At 67.6% G+C, this 16,441-nt stretch carries 11 protein-coding genes; 8 read left to right on the top strand and 3 right to left on the bottom strand.

Annotated features, from left to right (window positions below):
• Nucleotides 1-23 precede the first annotated feature (23 nt).
• Both ACSX1D_RS20115 and ACSX1D_RS20110 read right to left on the bottom strand, forming a co-directional pair.
• Nucleotides 24-569: a twin-arginine translocation pathway signal protein gene (locus ACSX1D_RS20115; RefSeq protein WP_439860142.1), complete on the bottom strand. Its 546-nt coding sequence runs from the start codon at nt 567-569 to the stop codon at nt 24-26.
• Between the two features lie 33 nt (nt 570-602).
• Nucleotides 603-2,045 (bottom strand): coniferyl aldehyde dehydrogenase, encoded by a 1,443-nt coding sequence (locus ACSX1D_RS20110; RefSeq protein ID WP_439860141.1) that lies wholly within the window; start codon nt 2,043-2,045, stop codon nt 603-605.
• A 226-nt stretch (nt 2,046-2,271) separates the two neighbouring features.
• Between ACSX1D_RS20110 and ACSX1D_RS20105 the strand changes: the two genes are divergently transcribed.
• From ACSX1D_RS20105 to pelG, 8 genes are all read left to right on the top strand, one after another.
• Nucleotides 2,272-2,931: a TetR/AcrR family transcriptional regulator gene (locus tag ACSX1D_RS20105; RefSeq protein ID WP_439860140.1), complete on the top strand. Its 660-nt coding sequence runs from the start codon at nt 2,272-2,274 to the stop codon at nt 2,929-2,931.
• Between the two features lie 426 nt (nt 2,932-3,357).
• A complete protein-coding gene (locus tag ACSX1D_RS20100) occupies nt 3,358-6,126 on the top strand; it encodes an endo alpha-1,4 polygalactosaminidase (protein WP_439862371.1) in 2,769 nt (922 codons plus the stop codon).
• Nucleotides 6,104-9,661, top strand: a complete 3,558-nt coding sequence (locus tag ACSX1D_RS20095; protein ID WP_439860139.1) for a tetratricopeptide repeat protein — start codon at nt 6,104-6,106, stop codon at nt 9,659-9,661. The genes ACSX1D_RS20100 and ACSX1D_RS20095 overlap by 23 nt, the downstream gene beginning before the upstream one ends.
• Before the next feature lie 27 nt (nt 9,662-9,688).
• A complete protein-coding gene (locus ACSX1D_RS20090; protein WP_439860138.1) occupies nt 9,689-10,207 on the top strand; it encodes a penicillin-binding protein activator LpoB in 519 nt (172 codons plus the stop codon).
• 5 nt (nt 10,208-10,212) lie between these two features.
• Nucleotides 10,213-11,583, top strand: a complete 1,371-nt coding sequence (locus tag ACSX1D_RS20085; protein ID WP_439862370.1) for a PelD GGDEF domain-containing protein — start codon at nt 10,213-10,215, stop codon at nt 11,581-11,583.
• Entirely contained in the window at nt 11,561-12,550 is a 990-nt protein-coding gene (locus tag ACSX1D_RS20080; protein WP_439860137.1) for a HEAT repeat domain-containing protein, read from the top strand. Before ACSX1D_RS20085 ends, ACSX1D_RS20080 begins: the two co-directional genes overlap by 23 nt.
• On the top strand, nt 12,547-14,067 hold the full coding sequence (gene pelF, locus ACSX1D_RS20075) for a GT4 family glycosyltransferase PelF (RefSeq protein WP_439860136.1): 1,521 nt from the start codon (nt 12,547-12,549) through the stop codon (nt 14,065-14,067). Before ACSX1D_RS20080 ends, pelF begins: the two co-directional genes overlap by 4 nt.
• 1 nt (nt 14,068) lies before the next feature.
• Nucleotides 14,069-15,439: an exopolysaccharide Pel transporter PelG gene (gene pelG, locus ACSX1D_RS20070; RefSeq protein WP_439860135.1), complete on the top strand. Its 1,371-nt coding sequence runs from the start codon at nt 14,069-14,071 to the stop codon at nt 15,437-15,439.
• Here pelG and ACSX1D_RS20065 read toward each other — a convergent pair.
• Entirely contained in the window at nt 15,436-16,425 is a 990-nt protein-coding gene (locus ACSX1D_RS20065) for a hydrolase (RefSeq protein ID WP_439860134.1), read from the bottom strand. The genes pelG and ACSX1D_RS20065 overlap by 4 nt on opposite strands.
• Nucleotides 16,426-16,441: the final 16 nt, after the last annotated feature.

Raw genomic sequence — 16,441 nt, 5'->3', positions numbered from 1 at the left:
CAAGCCGGTTTGCTGGGGCAGGCTCAGACCGTCGGCGGCCCGGGGTAGCCGCAGTGGGCCCAGGATTCGGCGCGGCTGTACCAGGCCATCATCACCAGTTGCAGCAGGGAGGCGTGGCCCATTCTCAGCAGATCGAACGAGCTGTTCTGCCAGCGCTCGAGGAAGCGCTGCATCTGCACGGTCGAGGCGCCGTCCCAGCTGCCCCACACCCCGGTCAGCGGACCACGGGTGAGCGGCAGGGCGAGCACGTCGAACAGCTGCAGGGTGAGTTTGAGCATTGCCGGCGACAGGTGCGCGAGGCTGTAGTCCAGGCTTTCCAGCGTGCCGGCGACCGCCTGGTCCATCTCGGCGGCCGGCAACGCGCCTTCCAGCATCACCGGGATCAGGGCGTGCAGAAAGGGCAGGTCGGTTTCGCGGATTACCGCGAAGCCCGCGTGCGGCGTGCTGGTCGAGCAGCCGCTGAGCGTGGCGGTCAGCCCGGCGCCGGCCAGCAGGGTCGAGCCGAACAGCCCGATCTTCAACAGGTTGCGGCGTGACAGCTGCGTTGCGGCGACTGGGGCGGCGATCATGGTTGGGTTCACCCGCTGCGTTCGGTGGCGCGCTCAGCGCACGAAGAGTTTGTAGACCAGCTTCTGCAGCGTCTTGCCATAGGGCGGGTAGATCAGCCGGGCGGCGTTGAAACGCTGCTTGCTCAGCACCCCCTTGGCCTTGCTGAAGGTCAGGAAACCCTCGTGGCCGTGGTAGTGGCCCATGCCGGAGGGGCCGATGCCGCCAAACGGCAGGTCGTCCTGGGCGACATGCAGCAGGGTGTCGTTGAGGCACACGCCGCCCGAATGGGTCTCGTGCAGCACCCGTTGCTGCTCGCCCCTGTCGTAGCCGAAGTAGTACAGGGCCAGTGGGCGGGGGCGCAGGTTGATGTAGGCAAAGGCGTCGTCGATGTGCTCGTACGGCACGATCGGCAGCAGCGGGCCGAAGATCTCGTCCTGCATCACCTGCATCTCGTCGTTGACGTCCAGCAGCAGGCAATGGGGCATGCGCCGGCCCTGGGCCTCGGCGAACAGCGGGACGACCGTGGCGCCCTTGCTCCGCGCGTCCTCCAGGTAGCCGTCGAGGCGTTGCTGCTGGCGCTCGTTGATGATCGCGGTGTAGTCGGGATTGTCCGCCAGCTGCGGATAGAAGCCCTGCACCGCGGCGCGGTAGGCCTCGACGAAGCCCTCGACGCGCTCCTTGGGCACCAGCACGTAGTCCGGCGCCACGCAGGTCTGCCCGGCGTTCAGGGTCTTGCCGAAGGCGATGCGCTCGGCGGCGTCGCGCAACGGAACCTCGGCGGAGACGATGGCCGGCGACTTGCCGCCCAGCTCCAGGGTCACCGGGGTCAGGTTGTCGGCGGCGGCGCGCATCACGTGCCGTCCTACGCTGGTGGCGCCGGTGAACAGCAGGTGATCGAACGGCAGCCGGGAGAAGGCCATGCCGACCTCCGCCTCGCCCAGCGCCACGCTGACCAGGTCCTCGGGAAAGACCTGCGCCAGCAGCTCCTTGACCAGTTGCGAGGTCGCCGGGGTCGATTCGCTCATCTTGATCATCACCCGGTTGCCGGCGGCCAGGGCGCCGACCAGCGGGCCCATGGCGAGAAACAGCGGGTAGTTCCAGGGCACGATGATGCCGACCACGCCCAGCGGCTGGTAGATCACCTTGGCCGAGGCCGGCATGAACTGCAGGGCCACCCGGCGCCGAGAGGGCCTCATCCACTTCTTCAGGCGCTGGGTCGCGTAGTGGATGCCATGCAGGCTGGGCATCAGTTCGGCGAGCAGGGTCTCATCGGCCGAGCGATTGCCGAAATCCGCGGAAATCGCCTGGACCAGGGCGTCCTGCTGGGCGAGCAGCACTTCCCGCAGGTCCTTCAGCCACTGGATGCGCTGCTCGGCAGAGGGCATCGGATTGGCCGCGAAGGCCTGGCGCTGTCGGGCGAAGCTGGCTTGCAGGGCGCCGACCTGCTGCTGGCTCGACTGCAGGCTTTGTTCCAGGTAGGCGATGTCGGCGACCATGGTGCGGCTCCTCGGCGATCCAGCCGTTCAGTCACCGACCCGGGTCGAGTAGGTGCTTCGCTGGATTTTTAGAGTAATTGCTCTAAAGTGTCAACACGCCGGTCGTTGCGGTAGGGGCGTGAGGCCCAGGCGACCGGTCGGGCGGATGTTGGGGCTGCATCGGCTTACCCCCGTGTGGCGGCACCTGTACCCTTGGCGGATTGTTTGCATTCAAGTCGAGTTGTTTATGGCGTCTGTCCCGAAGACCCGCGAGCGCATCCTGCAAGCCAGCATGGCGCTGTTCAACGCCCAGGGCGAGCGGACTGTCACCACCAACCACATCGCCGCCCACCTGGGGATATCGCCTGGCAACCTCTACTACCACTTCCGCAACAAGCAGGCGATCATCGCCGAACTGTTCGGCCAGTATGAGCAGCAGGTGGACGCCTTCCTGCGCCTGCCCGAGGGCCGGGCGCTGACCCTGGCCGACAAGCCCCTCTACCTGGAGGCGTTGCTGGCGGCCATGTGGCAGTTCCGCTTCCTCCACCGCGACCTCGAGCACCTGCTCGACTGCGACGTCGAGCTGGCCGCACGCTACCGGGCCTTCGCCCAGCGCTGCCTGCACAGTGCCCAGGGCATCTACCAGGGTTTCGTCGACGCCGGCGTCCTGTCGATGCGCCCCGCGCAGATCGAAGCCCTGGCGCTCAACGCCTGGATCATCATGACCTCCTGGGTGCGCTTTCTCAGCACCGCCGGCGACCATGTCGATGACCTCAGCGAAGAGATGCTGCGCCGCGGCATCTACCAGGTGTTGGCGCTGGAAGACGGCTTCATCGAGCCCGCGGCCCGATCGGCCGTCGAGGAGTTGCAGGGCAAGCTGTTCGTCCCCTTGGTACAGGTGTTCTAATAGCCGACGGTTGCTTACCGCTCCTTGGCGGGGCGAGTGGCGCCAATCGCTACTAGCACCCGTGGCTTCAAGGCGTGGAGCGTTGCGGACGATTGTCGCGGTTGAGGATTTAAGGCCTGCGGTCGCCGGCCGATATCCTCTGAATGGCAGGTGCGGGCTTGGGTAAAGATCGGCCCAGGTGCCCTGGCCTTAACAAGCCGGGGGCCGAGAGTCGGTCCCGGGGGTTACTTGGGGGAGGCGGCTCTGTGCGAGCGTCCGCCGTTGGTTGGGACAATCCAAAAAATCATCTGCAGGTGTCATTTGCGGCACCTCGAGCAATCTATGGTCTTCGTCACTGGCTCAGGAAGCAGCTCCAGTTCGTTCATCGTTTCACAAGGACCGGCCTTGCGCCTTCGGCGCGCGCTGACGTCCTTCGCCGTTCACCTGATGCGCCTGTGCGCCCTATTGGCATGCAGCCTGCCTGCGGTCCTGGCCGCCTCGCCGGAGCATCCGCGTGATCCGCAGAGCGTGGCGTTCTGGTACGCCGACAACCCGCCGCTGGCGGAGCTCAGCCAGTTCGACTGGAGCGTGCTCGAGCCCGGGCACGCCGATCGCGAAGCGGTGGCCTTCCTGCGTGCTCAGGGCAGCCAGCCCTTTGCCTACCTGTCCATAGGGGAGTTCGATGGCGATCGTGCTGCACTCGCAAAGGGGCGGCTCGACGGCGCTGCCAGCCCCGTCCGCAATCAGGCCTGGAACAGTCAGGTCATGCGCCTCAGCTCGCCGGATTGGCGGGAGTACCTGCTGCGTCGCGCGGCCGAACTGCGCGAGCAGGGCTACAGCGGCCTGTTTCTCGATACGCTGGACAGCTTTCAGCTGCTGCCCGAGGCCGAGCGAGCGGCCGAGCGAACTGCGCTCAGGGACTTTCTCGCCGACTTGAAGCGCACGGAGCCCGGGCTGCAGCTGTTCTTCAACCGCGGCTTCGAGGTCCTGCCGGAGCTGCCAGGGGTCGCGGCGGCGGTGGCGGTCGAGTCGATCCATGCGGGCTGGGATGCCGCCAACCGCAGCTACCGGCCGGTGCCCCAGGGCGACAGGGACTGGCTGGAAGGTCATCTGGCGCCGCTGCGGGCCCAGGGCGTGCCGCTGGTGGCCATCGACTACCTGCCGCCTGAGCGCCGCGCGGAGGCGCGCAAGCTGGCCAAGCGCCTGCAGGAAGAGGATTTCGTGCCCTTCGTGACGGTGCCTGAGCTGGACTACCTGGGTGTCAGCAGTATCGAGGTGCAAGCGCGGCGCATCGCCCTGCTCTATGACCCCCGCGAGGGGCCGTTCAACGAGAACGATGGGCACCTTCGCCTTGGCGGGCTGCTGGAGTATCTCGGCTTTCGCGTGGACTATCTGCCCGCCGACCAGTTGCCCGCCCGTCCTGCCAGCGGCCTGTATGCCGGAGTGGTCACCTGGATGACCGGTGGTGCACCGGCTGAAGAGGGAGCGTTCGAGCGCTGGCTCACGGCACGCCTGGATGAGCAGGTTCCCCTGGCGATATTCGCCGGGATGCCCATCGACAACGACGGTCTGCTCAAGCGCTTGGGCCTGCGTCGGGTGGCACAGCCCCTGCGCGGCAAGGCGCGACTGCTGCACCATGACGCCACGTTGCTCGGTGGTTTCGAGGCGCCGCTGCGCCTGCGCAAGCGTTATCTGCCTGCGTTGACAGTGACCGAAGGGAGCGCCGCTGCGCTGACCCTCGCCGATAGCCAGCAGCACGAGTACAGCCCGGTAGTGCTGGGTGATTGGGGGGGGATGGCCCTGGCACCCTACTTGTTCGAGGACGGCGCGGATCGTCGGCGCTGGATTCTCGATCCCTTCGCCTTCCTCCAGCGCGCCCTGCGCCTGCCGGTATTTCCGCGCCCGGATGCCACCACCGAAAATGGCCGGCGCATCGCCACCGTGCACATCGACGGCGACGGCTTCGTCTCGCGGGCGGAGGTGGTGGGGACCCCCTACGCGGGCAAGCAGGTGCTGAACGACTTCATCAGGCCCTATCCGTACCTGACCTCGGTGTCGGTGATCGAGGGCGAGGTCGGGCCCAGGGGCATGTACCCGCACCTGGCCCGTGAGCTGGAGCCGATCGCCCGCGAGATATTCGCCGACCCCAAGGTGGAGGTGGCCACCCACACCTACAGTCACCCGTTCTTCTGGCAACCAGAGCGGGCTCGGCAGCGCGAGGGTTTCACGGCGGAATATGGCTTCAAGATGGCCATCCCGGGTTACGACAAGATCGACTTCCACCGGGAGATCGTCGGGTCCGCGGCCTACATCAACGAGCGCCTGACCACACCGGACAAGCCGGTGAAGATGGTCTTCTGGTCGGGTGGCGCCATGCCGGACGAGGCGACCATCAAGCTGGCCTATGACAGCGGCCTGGCCAACGTCAACGGCGGCAATACCATCCTGACCAAGGCCTATCCCTCGGTGACGGGCCTCTATCCCTTGATCCGGCCGACCTCGGGCGGGCTGCAGTACTACGCACCGGTGATCAACGAGAACCTCTACACCAACCTCTGGCAGGGCCCCTACTACGGCTTTCGCGATGTCATCGAGACCTTCGAGCTGACCGACAGCCCGCGGCGTCTGCGCGGCCTGCACCTGTATTACCACTTCTATGCCGGCACCAAGCAGGCGTCGATCCGGGTGATGCACCAGATCTACCGTTTCATGGATCAGCAGCAGCCGCTGTCGCTGTGGATGAGCGACTACATCACCCGTATGCATGGCCTGTACCAGGCCAGCCTGGCGCGCGGCAGCGACGGCAGCTGGCAGGTGCGTGGCCTCGACGGCCTGCGCACGCTGCGCCTGGACCCTGGCCAGGGCTGGCCCGACCTGCTGCGCTCCAGTGGCGTGGCGGGGGTCCGCGACCTGCCCCAGGGTCGCTACCTGCACCTGAGCGCCGATCGGGTTCACCTGGTCCTGCGCGCCAGCCGCGATCCGCATCCGGCCCTGGAGGAGGCGAACACGCCGCTGACGGCCTGGCGCTACGCCAGCGACGGGCGGGTGCGCTTCTCCTTCGCCGGACAGATTCCCCTGGATTTCTCGGTACGTGCCCAGGGCAGCTGCAGCGTCGAGGTCGACGGCAAGACATTCCCAGGGAGCCGTCAGCAGCAGCTCTGGCGCTTCAAACTGCCAATGACGCGGGTGCAGGATGCGCAACTCGTCTGCCGCTAAGCCCACCCGCCTGCTCAGCCCCTGGGCCCTGCTGCTGCTGGCCCTGGTGGTGGGCGGGCTGCTGTACCTGACCCACAGGAGCGAAGAAGTGTTCCTGCCGGCGGGCAAGCAGCCCGACGCAGTGTGGGTCAGCTACGCCGAGCTGCTGCTCGAGGCGCACCCGGAGAATGACGAGCTGCGCCTGACCCTGATCGAGCAGCTGATCAAGCTGGGCGACTACCCACGGGCGCGCCGCCACCTGCGCGAGCTGCAGGTGGATGAAACCGATAGCTTGCGCTTCTACCGGGTCGAACTGGACGTGCTCGAGGCCCTGGCCAGTCGCAAGGGTATCGAGCGGCCCAGGCGCCTGGCCCTGGTCGAACGCCTGAGCGCGCTCGGCCGTGGCGGGCTGTCGAGCGAAGTGTTACGGCGCCATGCCCGTTACGCCCTGTCGCTGTCGGCGCCCGGGCTGGCCGCGGACATCTACGTGGAACTGGCCGGGCGTGAACCGGAGCAGTCCGCCGAGTGGCTCGGGGAGGCGGCCAGGTGGTATCTGGCGAGCGGTCAGCAGGAGCGCGCCGCCGGCCTCTATCTCCAGCTGATGGAGCAGGCGCCGACCGCGCAGCAACGCGCGCAGTGGCTCGTCCAGGCCTTCGCGGCCCTGCGCGCGGGCGACCGGGGCGAAGCCGCCGTGGAAATGCTGGCGCGCCACTTCGCCGAGTTGCGCGATGGCGACCCGCGGCTACTGGCCGAGGCCGTCGAAGCGGCCATCGGCAGTCGACGCCTGGACCTCGCCACGCAGTTTATCCGCACCTGGCGCGCCTGGCGCCCCGATGATCCACAGGCCATGGCTCTGGACTTTCGCGTGCGCCTGGCCGAGGGCGACGTGGCAGAGGCCTGGAAGATCGGCCAGATGCTGGTCGAGGCCCGTGCAGACGAGCCGGAGCTGCTCAGGCAGATGGCCCAGCTGGGTGAGTGGGTTGGCGAGACTCAAGCCGCGCTGGGCTACTGGATCCGCCTGTTGCAGCTGCATGAAGATGACCAGACCCGCGAGCACACCTGGCGCCTGGCGACCCAGCTGTTCGATTTCGAGCGGGCGATTCCGCTGTTGGAAAGCCTCAGCGAGCGCCGCCGCCTGAGCGACGTCGAACTGGATGCGCTGATCTACAGCCAGCGCTCGCGCGGCACGCCGGAAGCGCTCGAGCGCTGGCTGCGCAGCTACCTGCAGCATCATCCCCAGCACCGCAAGGCCTGGGACGGCCTGCGGCTGTTGCTCGAGCACAATCAGCAGTTCGCCGCCGAGACCCGGGTCTGGGCGGACATGGACAAGCGTTTCAAGCTCACCGTCGCCGAACGCATGGCCTGGGCCGAGGCCCATTGGCGGCTGTTCGATGCGCCGGCCGCCTGGCAGGTCCTCGACGCCATCGATGCCGATACCATCGACGATGAGGACTACTGGCGCATGCGCGCGGCGCTGGCCTGGGATCTGGAGCAGGATGGCGATGCGCAGCAGGCCTACGAGCGCCTGCTGGCCTTGCAGGTGACCCTGGGCAATGGCGATGAGCACCAGTTGATCAGCCTCTACCGCGAGTCGGCCCCGGACAAGGCGCTGGCATTGCTGATCAAGAGCTGGCAGCGCAGGCGAGATAGCGCCACCCTGACCGACGCCCTGCAACTGGCCGAGCAGCTGGCCGCCTGGGTGCAACTGCAAGCCCTGGTCGACGAAGCCATGGCGCTGCCGGGTAGCAGCAGAGTGCCGGCCCTGTGGCAGGCCCGTGGGCTGCTGGCGGAGCGCGGCGGCCGGCAGGAGGAGGCCGAGCGCCTGTATCTCCAGGGTTTGAGCCTGTTCCCCCAGCACACCGTGTTCCGCGAACGCCTGCTCTGGCTGTATATAGATCAGGGCCGGCGCACTGAGCTTTCGCCGCTGCTCCAGCAGTGGCGCAGCCTGGCGCGCCAGGACAGCGTGCTGTGGTTGCCGTTCGCCAGCGCCAACCTGCTGCTCAACCGCACCGAGCAGGCCCTGGCCTGGTACCGCCTGTACCTGCGCAGCAAGCCTGGCGACTGGCTGGTGCAGGCGGCCTATGCCGATGCCCTGGACAGCGGCGGCTATGCCGATGCCGCGCAACGTCTGCGCCGCCATCTGTTGAGCCGGCTCAGCGAATCCCAGCTCGCCGGCGCCATCGAACGCTACCGCGTCTACCTGCGCCTGGTCAGCACCGCCCAATCCGGACGCCGTGCCCTGCAGCAGGCCTGGCGGTGGCAGGACGGCTCGCAGACCATGCTGCAGTTGTGGTTCGAGCAGTTCCTGGCGCGACTCGACGGCACCCGGCAAGAGGCGATGAAGGACGAGTGGCTGGCTTGGGCCCGCAGCCAGGGTCTGGAAATCGGCCGCTACGAGCTGTTCCAGGAAGCCATGCGTGGCCAGGATCGTGACGCGCTGGAACGCCTGCTGGCCGGCGGCGGACTGGATCAGGCCCAACGGGTCGAGGCGCTGACGCGCCTGGGCCGGGGCGGCGAGGCGTTGGGCGAGGGCTTGGCCGGCCTGTCCGACGAGCAGCCTGGCAGCATCCGTGGACAGCTGCTGCGCCAGACCGTCGAGCTGCATCAACGCACGCCACAGGGCGTGCAACTGAGCTGGCAGCACCGCGATTTCGGTGGTTTCGACCTGGGCGGGCCGGGTGCCAGGATTGCTCGGCATCTGGGTAACGACTGGTATGCCGACCTGCGTCTCGGCCAGGGCAGCTACGATGCGCCGACGCTGGATGAGCGGGTGTTGGGGGAGGAGCGCAACCTGCAGCTGCTGCTGCAGCGCGAACTCAGTGACGGCGCCCTCGACCTGAGCGTCGATGGTAGCTGGCGCGATGATCAGGATCGCCTGGGCTTCGGTCTGGCGCGGCGGCTGCAGTTGTCGTCGCGCGATGAGCTGGAGGTCAGCCTGGGCTGGCATCGCGAGGCCGACGAAAGTGGCCTGCTGCGTGCCCTGGGCATGCGCGATGGGCTTGGCGTCGCCGGTCGCCACAGCTTCGGCGCGCGGGATCAGGTGAGCTGGTCGCTGGCCCACCAGCGCTACAGCACCCGCCAGGGCGATGCCCTGGGCAGCGGGCAGCAGTTCAATCTGGAAGCCACCCACGCGCTGTTCTTCGAGGGGCCGACCTGGTTGTTGCGCAGCGGCATCAGCTATCAGCAGAACCGCCTGGAAAGCGCCCTGCCGGATGATCTGCTGGCGCTGCGAGAGGTCGACGGGGCGCGGGCCACGCCGGGCGATCTGCTGCAGGAGCGTTTCGGCCAGCTGTATCTGGGCAGCACCTGGCGCCGCGGCTTCCCCGGCACGCTCAACCGCGAGCGGGCCCAGTACACCTGGCTGGTCGATGTGCTGGCCGGCTGGCAGTGGACCGAGCAGGAGTTCGGCTACGCCATCAACACCGGGGTCGGCCTGGAGTTGTTCGGCGACGACGAATTGGCCTTCACCTTCGGCTACCAGTCCGCACCGCGCAGCGGTGGCGGCGAGCCGGGCGGAACCATGGGTATCAGCTACAGTGCCCGCTTCGGGCGCTGAGCACGGATTCAACAGGAGGATCGAATCATGCAATCCCTACGCAGTCTGGCCCTGGTGGCCATTGCTCTGCTTGTCGCGGGCTGTTCCAGCTTCACCCGGGAGAGCGGCCCTGCCTTCCCGCAAGGTGCACAGTGGGGGCTGTTGCCGCTGGTCAACTTTTCCCAGGCGCCCCAGGCCGGTGAGCGGGCCGAGCAGATCCTGCTCAGCGTGCTGGCCGAGCAGGGGCTGCGGCCGCGTCTGTATCCGGCGCTGCCCCAGGCCGACCTGACCCTGCTGGACGACCGCGAACGCCTCACCCAGGCGCTGGCCTGGGCGCGTCAGCAGGGCCTGGACTACGTGGTCAGCGGCAGCGTCGAGGAGTGGCAGTACAAGAGCGGGCTGGACGGTGAGCCCGCCGTCGGCATCAGCCTGCAGGTGATCGAGCCCGCCAGCGGCCGGGTGCTCTGGAGCAACAGCGGCGCGCGAGCCGGCTGGTCGCGGGAGAGCCTGGCGGGGACCGCGCAGAAGGTGCTGCGCGAGCTGGTCGGCGACCTGCAGCTCGACTGATGGCGATGGAATCGGCCCACAAGGACTTCACCCTGGCGCCACGGGCCAGCAGCCGTGTGTCCTGGCTGGAGACTCTGCTGCTCAGCGCGTTGGCCATCGGCCTGGGCTTCTGGCTGTCGCCGGAAGACCCGCTGATGGTCGAGGCGGCCTTCCCCTGGGTGATCATGGCGCCGTTGTTGCTGGGCATGCGCTATGGCTTCATGAACGGCCTGGCCAGCGCCGCCATGCTGGTGCTGGCGCTGTTCCTCTGCCGCGCCTACGGCGAGGCGCTGTACCAGGACATGCCGGCCTCGTTCATCGTCGGCGTGTTGATCAGCGGCATGCTGGTCGGCGAGTTTCGCGACATCTGGGAGCGCCGCCTGGAGCGTCTGGATCTGGCCAACGACTACCGCCAGCTGCGCCTGGATGAGTTCACCCGGGCGCACTACATCCTGCGCATATCCCACGACCGCCTGGAGCAGCGTGTGGCCGGCACCGACCAGAGCCTGCGCAGTTCGCTGCTGGGGTTGCGCAGCCAGTTGCGCGCGCTGCCGCGCGGCGATGATGCGTTGGTCGCCCTGGCCGGTTCGATCCTCAGTCTGCTGGCGATGTATGGCTCCTTCCGCGTCGCCGGGCTCTACCGCGTCGGTGCCCGGGGGCGGATCGACGCCGAAGCCTTGAGCAGCATCGGCGAGGTCTCGGCACTGCGCCATGACGACCTGCTGGTGCGCCTGTGCCTCAAGCGCGGGGAGCTGGTCAGCGTGCGCGAGGCCCTGCTGGAGCGCGGCGAGCATCGCCAGCACTCGTTGTACCAGGCGTGCATCCCCCTGGTGGACACAGAAGGACGCGTGCTGGCAATACTCGCCGTGGAGCAGATGCCCTTCTTCGCCTTCAACGAGCGCACCCTGAGCCTGCTGATGATTCTCGCCGGGCATATCGCCGACCTGCTGCTCAGCGACCCGCTGGCCCTGCAATTGCCGGACAGCGACGCCCAGGCGTTCAGCCAGAACCTCAAGCGTTCGCTGATCGATGCCGAGCAGCATTCGCTGGAGGCCTACCTCTATGCGTTCGAGCTCGAGCCTGCGGCCCACCACGATGAGCTGCTGCGGCTGATCGAGGGCAGCCAGCGCGGTCTCGACCTGCAGCTCAAATTGACCAATCAGCGGGGCAATACCTGCGTGCTGGTGCTGCTGCCGCTGACATCGGCCGAGGGCGCCGAGGGCTACCTGCTGCGCCTGAACAGCCTGTTGCGCGAGCGTTTCGGCCTCGACCAGGGGCTCGGCAGCCTGGGCGTGACCACCCATGCCTATGGCCTGGACGCCCGCAACGAGCGCCAGGCCCTGCGCCATTTCCTCTTCAACGAGTGCGCCTTCAGTGACCAGCAAGTGGCTATTTAGCGGCGCCTTTCTGTTCGAGCTGAGCAGCTGGGCGAGTCTGTCCGCGCAGCTGCCGGTCGGCCAGGCAGCCCTGCTGTACGCGACGGCCCATGCCCTGGGCAGCCTGCTGCTCAGCGCCGGGATCTGGCTGTTGCTGCCGCGCCGCTACAAGTTCCCCTTGCCCTGGAGCCCGCTGTTCATCTTCGCCCTGGCGTTCTTCGTGCCGCTGCTCGGCGCCATCGGCGTGATCCTCGCGGTGTTTCCGGCGTTGTACCTGCCGCGCAAGCAGCAGGAACAGGCGTGGGATTCGCTGGCGGTGCCGGATCTGCCGTTTCGCCCGCAGGATCAGCGCGGCGACCTGATGTTCAGCGATGGCGGCCTGCAGGACGTGGTGCGTCACGCCCCCAGTACCGAGAAGCGCCTGAATGCGCTGTTCGCCACCCGGCGCATGGACGGGCGCGACTCCATCCCGATCCTCAAGCTGGCCCTGCGCGATCCGGCCGATGATGTGCGCCTGCTGGCCTACTCGATGCTCGACCAGCAGGAGAGCCGGATCAACCAGCGCATCGAAACGGCGCTCGGCGAGCTGGTCGCGGCGGCCGAGGAACAGCGGCCGGCACTGCACGCCACCCTGGCGCGCTGGTACTGGGAGCTGGCCTACCTGGGCCTGGCCCAGGGCAGCGTACTGGAGCACGTGCTCAATCAGGCCCGCGAACATGTCGAGCATGCCCTGGTCGGCCCCGGCAATGGCGAGTCACACCTGCTCGCCGGGCGCATCGCCCTGCAGCAGGGCTTGCTGGACCAGGCCGAGGCGCATTTCCAGCAGGCCGAAGCGGCCGGCATCGACGCGCAGAAACTGGTGCCGTTCCGCGCCGAGATCGCCTTCCTGCAGCGCCGCTATGGCGATATTGCCGCACTGCTGGCGACCCTGCCGGCGCAGCTGCTGCAGCGTCCGCCCTTCGCAGAACTGGCGAGATACTGGCTATGAAGAAACCCGCCGAACCCTTGCCGACCGCCGATATCTGCCTGCTGCTCGAGGGCACCTGGCCCTACGTGCGCGGTGGCGTCTCGAGCTGGGTCAACCAGCTGATCCTCGGCCTGCCCGAGCTGACCTTCTCGGTGTTCTTCATCGGCGGTCAGCGCGAGGCCTATGGCAAGCGCCAATATGCGATCCCCGCCAACGTCCTGCATATCGAGGAGCATTTTCTCGAGAGCGCCTGGCTGCCCGGGGCGGCCGTTAGCGCAGCGCGAGGAGAGGGGCCGCGAGCGGTGCTGCGCGACCTGCATCAGTTCCTTCACCATCCCGATGCGCCTACCGCGGAGCAAGGCCAGGCGATGCTCGAGATGCTCGCCAGCGGCACCCTGAGCCTGGACGACGTGCTGCACAGCAAGGCCAGCTGGGAGGCCATCACCGACGGCTACACCCGGCATTGCAGCGATCCGTCCTTCGTCAACTATTTCTGGACCCTGCGTACCATGCAGGCGCCCTTGCTGATGCTCGCCGAGGCGGCGCGGCGACTGCCGCGGGCGCGGGTGCTGCACTCGATCTCCACCGGCTACGCCGGGTTGCTGGGGGCCATCCTCCAGCACCGCTGGCAGTGCAACTACCTGCTCAGCGAGCATGGGATCTATACCAAGGAGCGCAAGATCGACCTGGCCCAGGCCAGCTGGATCTCGGAGAACCCGGACGAAGCCCTGAGCACCGGGCTGGATGCCGAGGTCAGCTATATCCGCCGCCTGTGGATCCGCTTCTTCGAGCGCATCGGCCTGCTCGCCTACCGCTCGGCCGAGCCGATCATCGCGCTGTACGATGGCAACCGTCAGCGGCAGATCGCCGATGGCGCCGCCGCGTCGCGCACCCGGGTGATCCCCAACGGCATCGCCATGGGCGCCTGGGCCAACGCCATGGCGCAGCGGCCGGAGGGCATACCGCCGGTGGTGGGGCTGATCGGCCGGGTGGTGCCGATCAAGGACCTGAAGACCTTCATCCGGGCGATGCGCTCGGTTGTCAGCGCCATTCCCGAGGCCGAAGGCTGGGTGGTCGGGCCCGAGGAGGAGGACCCGGACTACGCCCATGAGTGTCATAGCCTGGTGACCAGCCTCGGCCTGGAAGGCAAGGTGAAGTTCCTCGGCTTCCAGAAGATCCATGACGTGATGCCCAAACTGGGCCTGATGGTGCTGACCTCGATCAGCGAGGCCCAGCCCCTGGTGATTCTCGAGGCCTGGGCGGCCGGCACGCCGGTGGTCAGCACCGACGTCGGCTCCTGCCGCGAGCTGATCGAGGGCGCCGGCGAGGAGGACCGTGGCCTCGGCAGCGCCGGCGAGGTGGTGGCCATCGCCGACCCGCAGGCGACGGCGCGGGCGATTCTCGACCTGCTGGGTAACCCCCAGCGCTGGCGGGAGGCCCAGGCCGTCGGCCTGACCCGGGTCAACCGCTACTACACCGAGGAGCTTATGCTCGACCGCTATCGCTCCCTCTATCAACAGGCCATGGAGTCCGTCTGAAATGGCCGGAATCGGTTTCGAACTGCGCAAGATCCTCGCCCGTGACTCCTACTCGGCCACCCTGCGCGCCTACGTCTACGCCGGCCTGATCAGCTCCGGGCCCTGGGTGTTGTCGATCATCAGCGTGATGCTGATCGGCGTGCTGAGCCTGGGCGTGGTGGTGCCGGAAATCCTCATCCGCCAGTTCCTGGTGACGGTCACCTACCTGATGGCCGGCTCGCTGATCTTCACCGGCGGCGCCCAGCTGTTCTTCACCCGCTTCATCTCCGACCGGCTGTTCGAGAAGCGCAGCGACCTGATCCTGCCCAACCTGGTCGGCATCCTCCTGCTGGTGACCCTGTCATCGGGTGCGCTGGCGGTGCTCATCCTGGCGCTGCTGTTCGACCAGCCGCTGTTCTACCGCCTGCTGGTGCTGGCCAACTTCGTGGTGTTGTGCAACCTGTGGCTGGTGATCATCTTCCTCTCCGGGATGAAGGCCTATAACCGCATCCTGCTGGTGATGCTGGCGGGCTATTCGCTGATGGTGCTCTGCGCGCTGCTGCTGCGTTTCATGAAGATGGACGGCTTGCTGCTGGCGCTGTTGATCGGCCACGCCAGCCTGCTGTTCATGTTCCTGTTCGATATCCTGCGCGAGTACCCGGCGCCGCGCCTGGTGGCGTTCGACTTCCTCGACCGGCGCCAGGTGTTCGTCAGCCTGGTGGTGACCGGCCTGTGCTACAACCTCGGCATCTGGATCGACAAGTTCTTCTTCTGGTTCAACCCGCACACCTCCGACGCGGTGATCGGTCCGCTGCGTGCGTCGATCCTCTACGACCTGCCGATCTTCCTCGCCTACCTGGCGATCATTCCCGGCATGGCGGTGTTCCTGGTGCGCATCGAAACCGACTTCGCCGAGTGGTACGAGCGGGTCTATGCGGCGATCCGCGGTGGCGAAACCCTGCAGCACATCGGCCAGCTGAAGGAGCAGATGATCCTGGCGATCCGCCAGGGCCTGCTGGAGATCTGCAAGGTCCAGGGGCTGACCGTGGTCCTGCTGTTCCTGCTCGGGCCGCAGCTGCTGGAGTGGCTGGGGATTTCCTCCTACTACCTGCCGCTGTTCTACGTCGACCTGATCGGCGTCAGCGTCCAGGTGGTGTTCATGGCCCTGCTCAACGTGTTCTTCTACCTCGACAAGCGCGTCATCGTCATGCAGCTGTGCCTGCTGTTCGTGGTGCTCAACGGCGCGCTGACCGCGCTCAGCCAGTACCTGGGGCCGAGCTTCTTCGGCTATGGCTTCACCCTGTCCCTGCTGGCCTGCGTGCTGCTCGGCCTGGCGCGCCTGACCCGCTCCCTCGACGATCTCGAGTACGAGACCTTTATGCTCAGTCGCTAGTCGGCGGCCCTGGCGGCCAGCCACTGCGGAATGCGCCGCTCCAGGTAGTAGCCGGGGCGGCGCGGCGAGCCGTCGACGAAGCCGACGTGGCCGCCGTGGGCGTGCAGTTCGAACTGCACGCCAGGCGCCAGCTCGCTCGGCTCCGGCAGGCTGTGGCGGAATACGAAGGGGTCGTCGGCGGCCTGGATGATCAGGGTCGGAGTGTGGATGCGGCCGAGAAAGTAGCGGCTCGACGAACGCTGGTAGTAGTCCTGGGCATCGCTGAAGCCATGCAGCGGCGCGGTGATGCGGCCGTCGAAGTCCCAGAAGGTGCGCATGCCGTCCAGCGGGCCTAGCCGCTCCAGGGTCGACAGGCGATCGGCCTGGCCCAGATCGGCGAACAGGCGCTGCTTGCTGCGCACGTAGGCGACCATCTCGCGCATGAAGTGCGCCTGGTAGACCCGCGAGAAGCCCTGGCCGATGCGGTCGGCGCACTGGTCCAGGCGAAACGGCACCGACACCGCCACCGCGCCGCGCAACGGGCTGTCGCCGCCGGCTTCGCCGAGGTGCTTGAGCAGCACGTTGCCGCCCAGCGAATAGCCGACCGCATAGAGCGGCGCCTGCGGCCGCTGGGCGCGCAGGTGGCGCACGGTTTCCGCTAGGTCCTCGCTGGCGCCGGAGTGGTAGCCGCGCGGCAGCAGGTTGGGCTCCCCGGAGCAGCCGCGCCAGTTCAATGCCACGCTGGCCCAGCCTTGGGCGGCTAAAGCCAGTTGCAGCCCCACCACATAGCGCGAGTCGGACGAGCCGGTCAGCCCGTGCAGCACCAGCACCAGGGGCGCGCTGGCGCTGTGCGGGCCGTGCCAGTCGAGGTCGAGGAAATCGCCGTCCGCCAGCCACAGGCGCTCACGCCGGCGCCGCAGGCTCGCCGGCTTGCGGCACAGCGGGTTCCACAGGGTCTGCAGGTGCGGGCCGGGCAGCCACCAGGCGGGGGTGAAGTTCGTGCTCATGTCGCAGTGTACCGCC

Origin of the sequence: Pseudomonas sp. MBLB4136 (genome assembly GCF_051904765.1) — a bacterium.
In the GTDB taxonomy this organism is placed as follows: domain Bacteria; phylum Pseudomonadota; class Gammaproteobacteria; order Pseudomonadales; family Pseudomonadaceae; genus Aquipseudomonas.
The sequence above is the reverse complement of the archived record's forward strand: the minus strand, read 5'-3'. Positions and strand labels throughout refer to the sequence as shown.

What these genes read in the sequence shown, in the direction of transcription:
- ACSX1D_RS20105 (WP_439860140.1), top strand. Translation starts at nt 2,272, where the DNA reads ATGGCGTCTGTCCCGAAGACCCGCGAGCGCATCCTGCAAGCCAGCATG.
- pelF (WP_439860136.1), top strand. Translation starts at nt 12,547, where the DNA reads ATGAAGAAACCCGCCGAACCCTTGCCGACCGCCGATATCTGCCTGCTG.
- ACSX1D_RS20095 (WP_439860139.1), top strand. Translation starts at nt 6,104, where the DNA reads ATGCGCAACTCGTCTGCCGCTAAGCCCACCCGCCTGCTCAGCCCCTGG.
- ACSX1D_RS20090 (WP_439860138.1), top strand. Translation starts at nt 9,689, where the DNA reads ATGCAATCCCTACGCAGTCTGGCCCTGGTGGCCATTGCTCTGCTTGTC.
- pelG (WP_439860135.1), top strand. Translation starts at nt 14,069, where the DNA reads ATGGCCGGAATCGGTTTCGAACTGCGCAAGATCCTCGCCCGTGACTCC.
- ACSX1D_RS20065 (WP_439860134.1), bottom strand. Translation starts at nt 16,425, where the DNA reads ATGAGCACGAACTTCACCCCCGCCTGGTGGCTGCCCGGCCCGCACCTG.
- ACSX1D_RS20110 (WP_439860141.1), bottom strand. Translation starts at nt 2,045, where the DNA reads ATGGTCGCCGACATCGCCTACCTGGAACAAAGCCTGCAGTCGAGCCAG.
- ACSX1D_RS20100 (WP_439862371.1), top strand. Translation starts at nt 3,358, where the DNA reads ATGCGCCTGTGCGCCCTATTGGCATGCAGCCTGCCTGCGGTCCTGGCC.
- ACSX1D_RS20085 (WP_439862370.1), top strand. Translation starts at nt 10,213, where the DNA reads ATGGAATCGGCCCACAAGGACTTCACCCTGGCGCCACGGGCCAGCAGC.
- ACSX1D_RS20115 (WP_439860142.1), bottom strand. Translation starts at nt 569, where the DNA reads ATGATCGCCGCCCCAGTCGCCGCAACGCAGCTGTCACGCCGCAACCTG.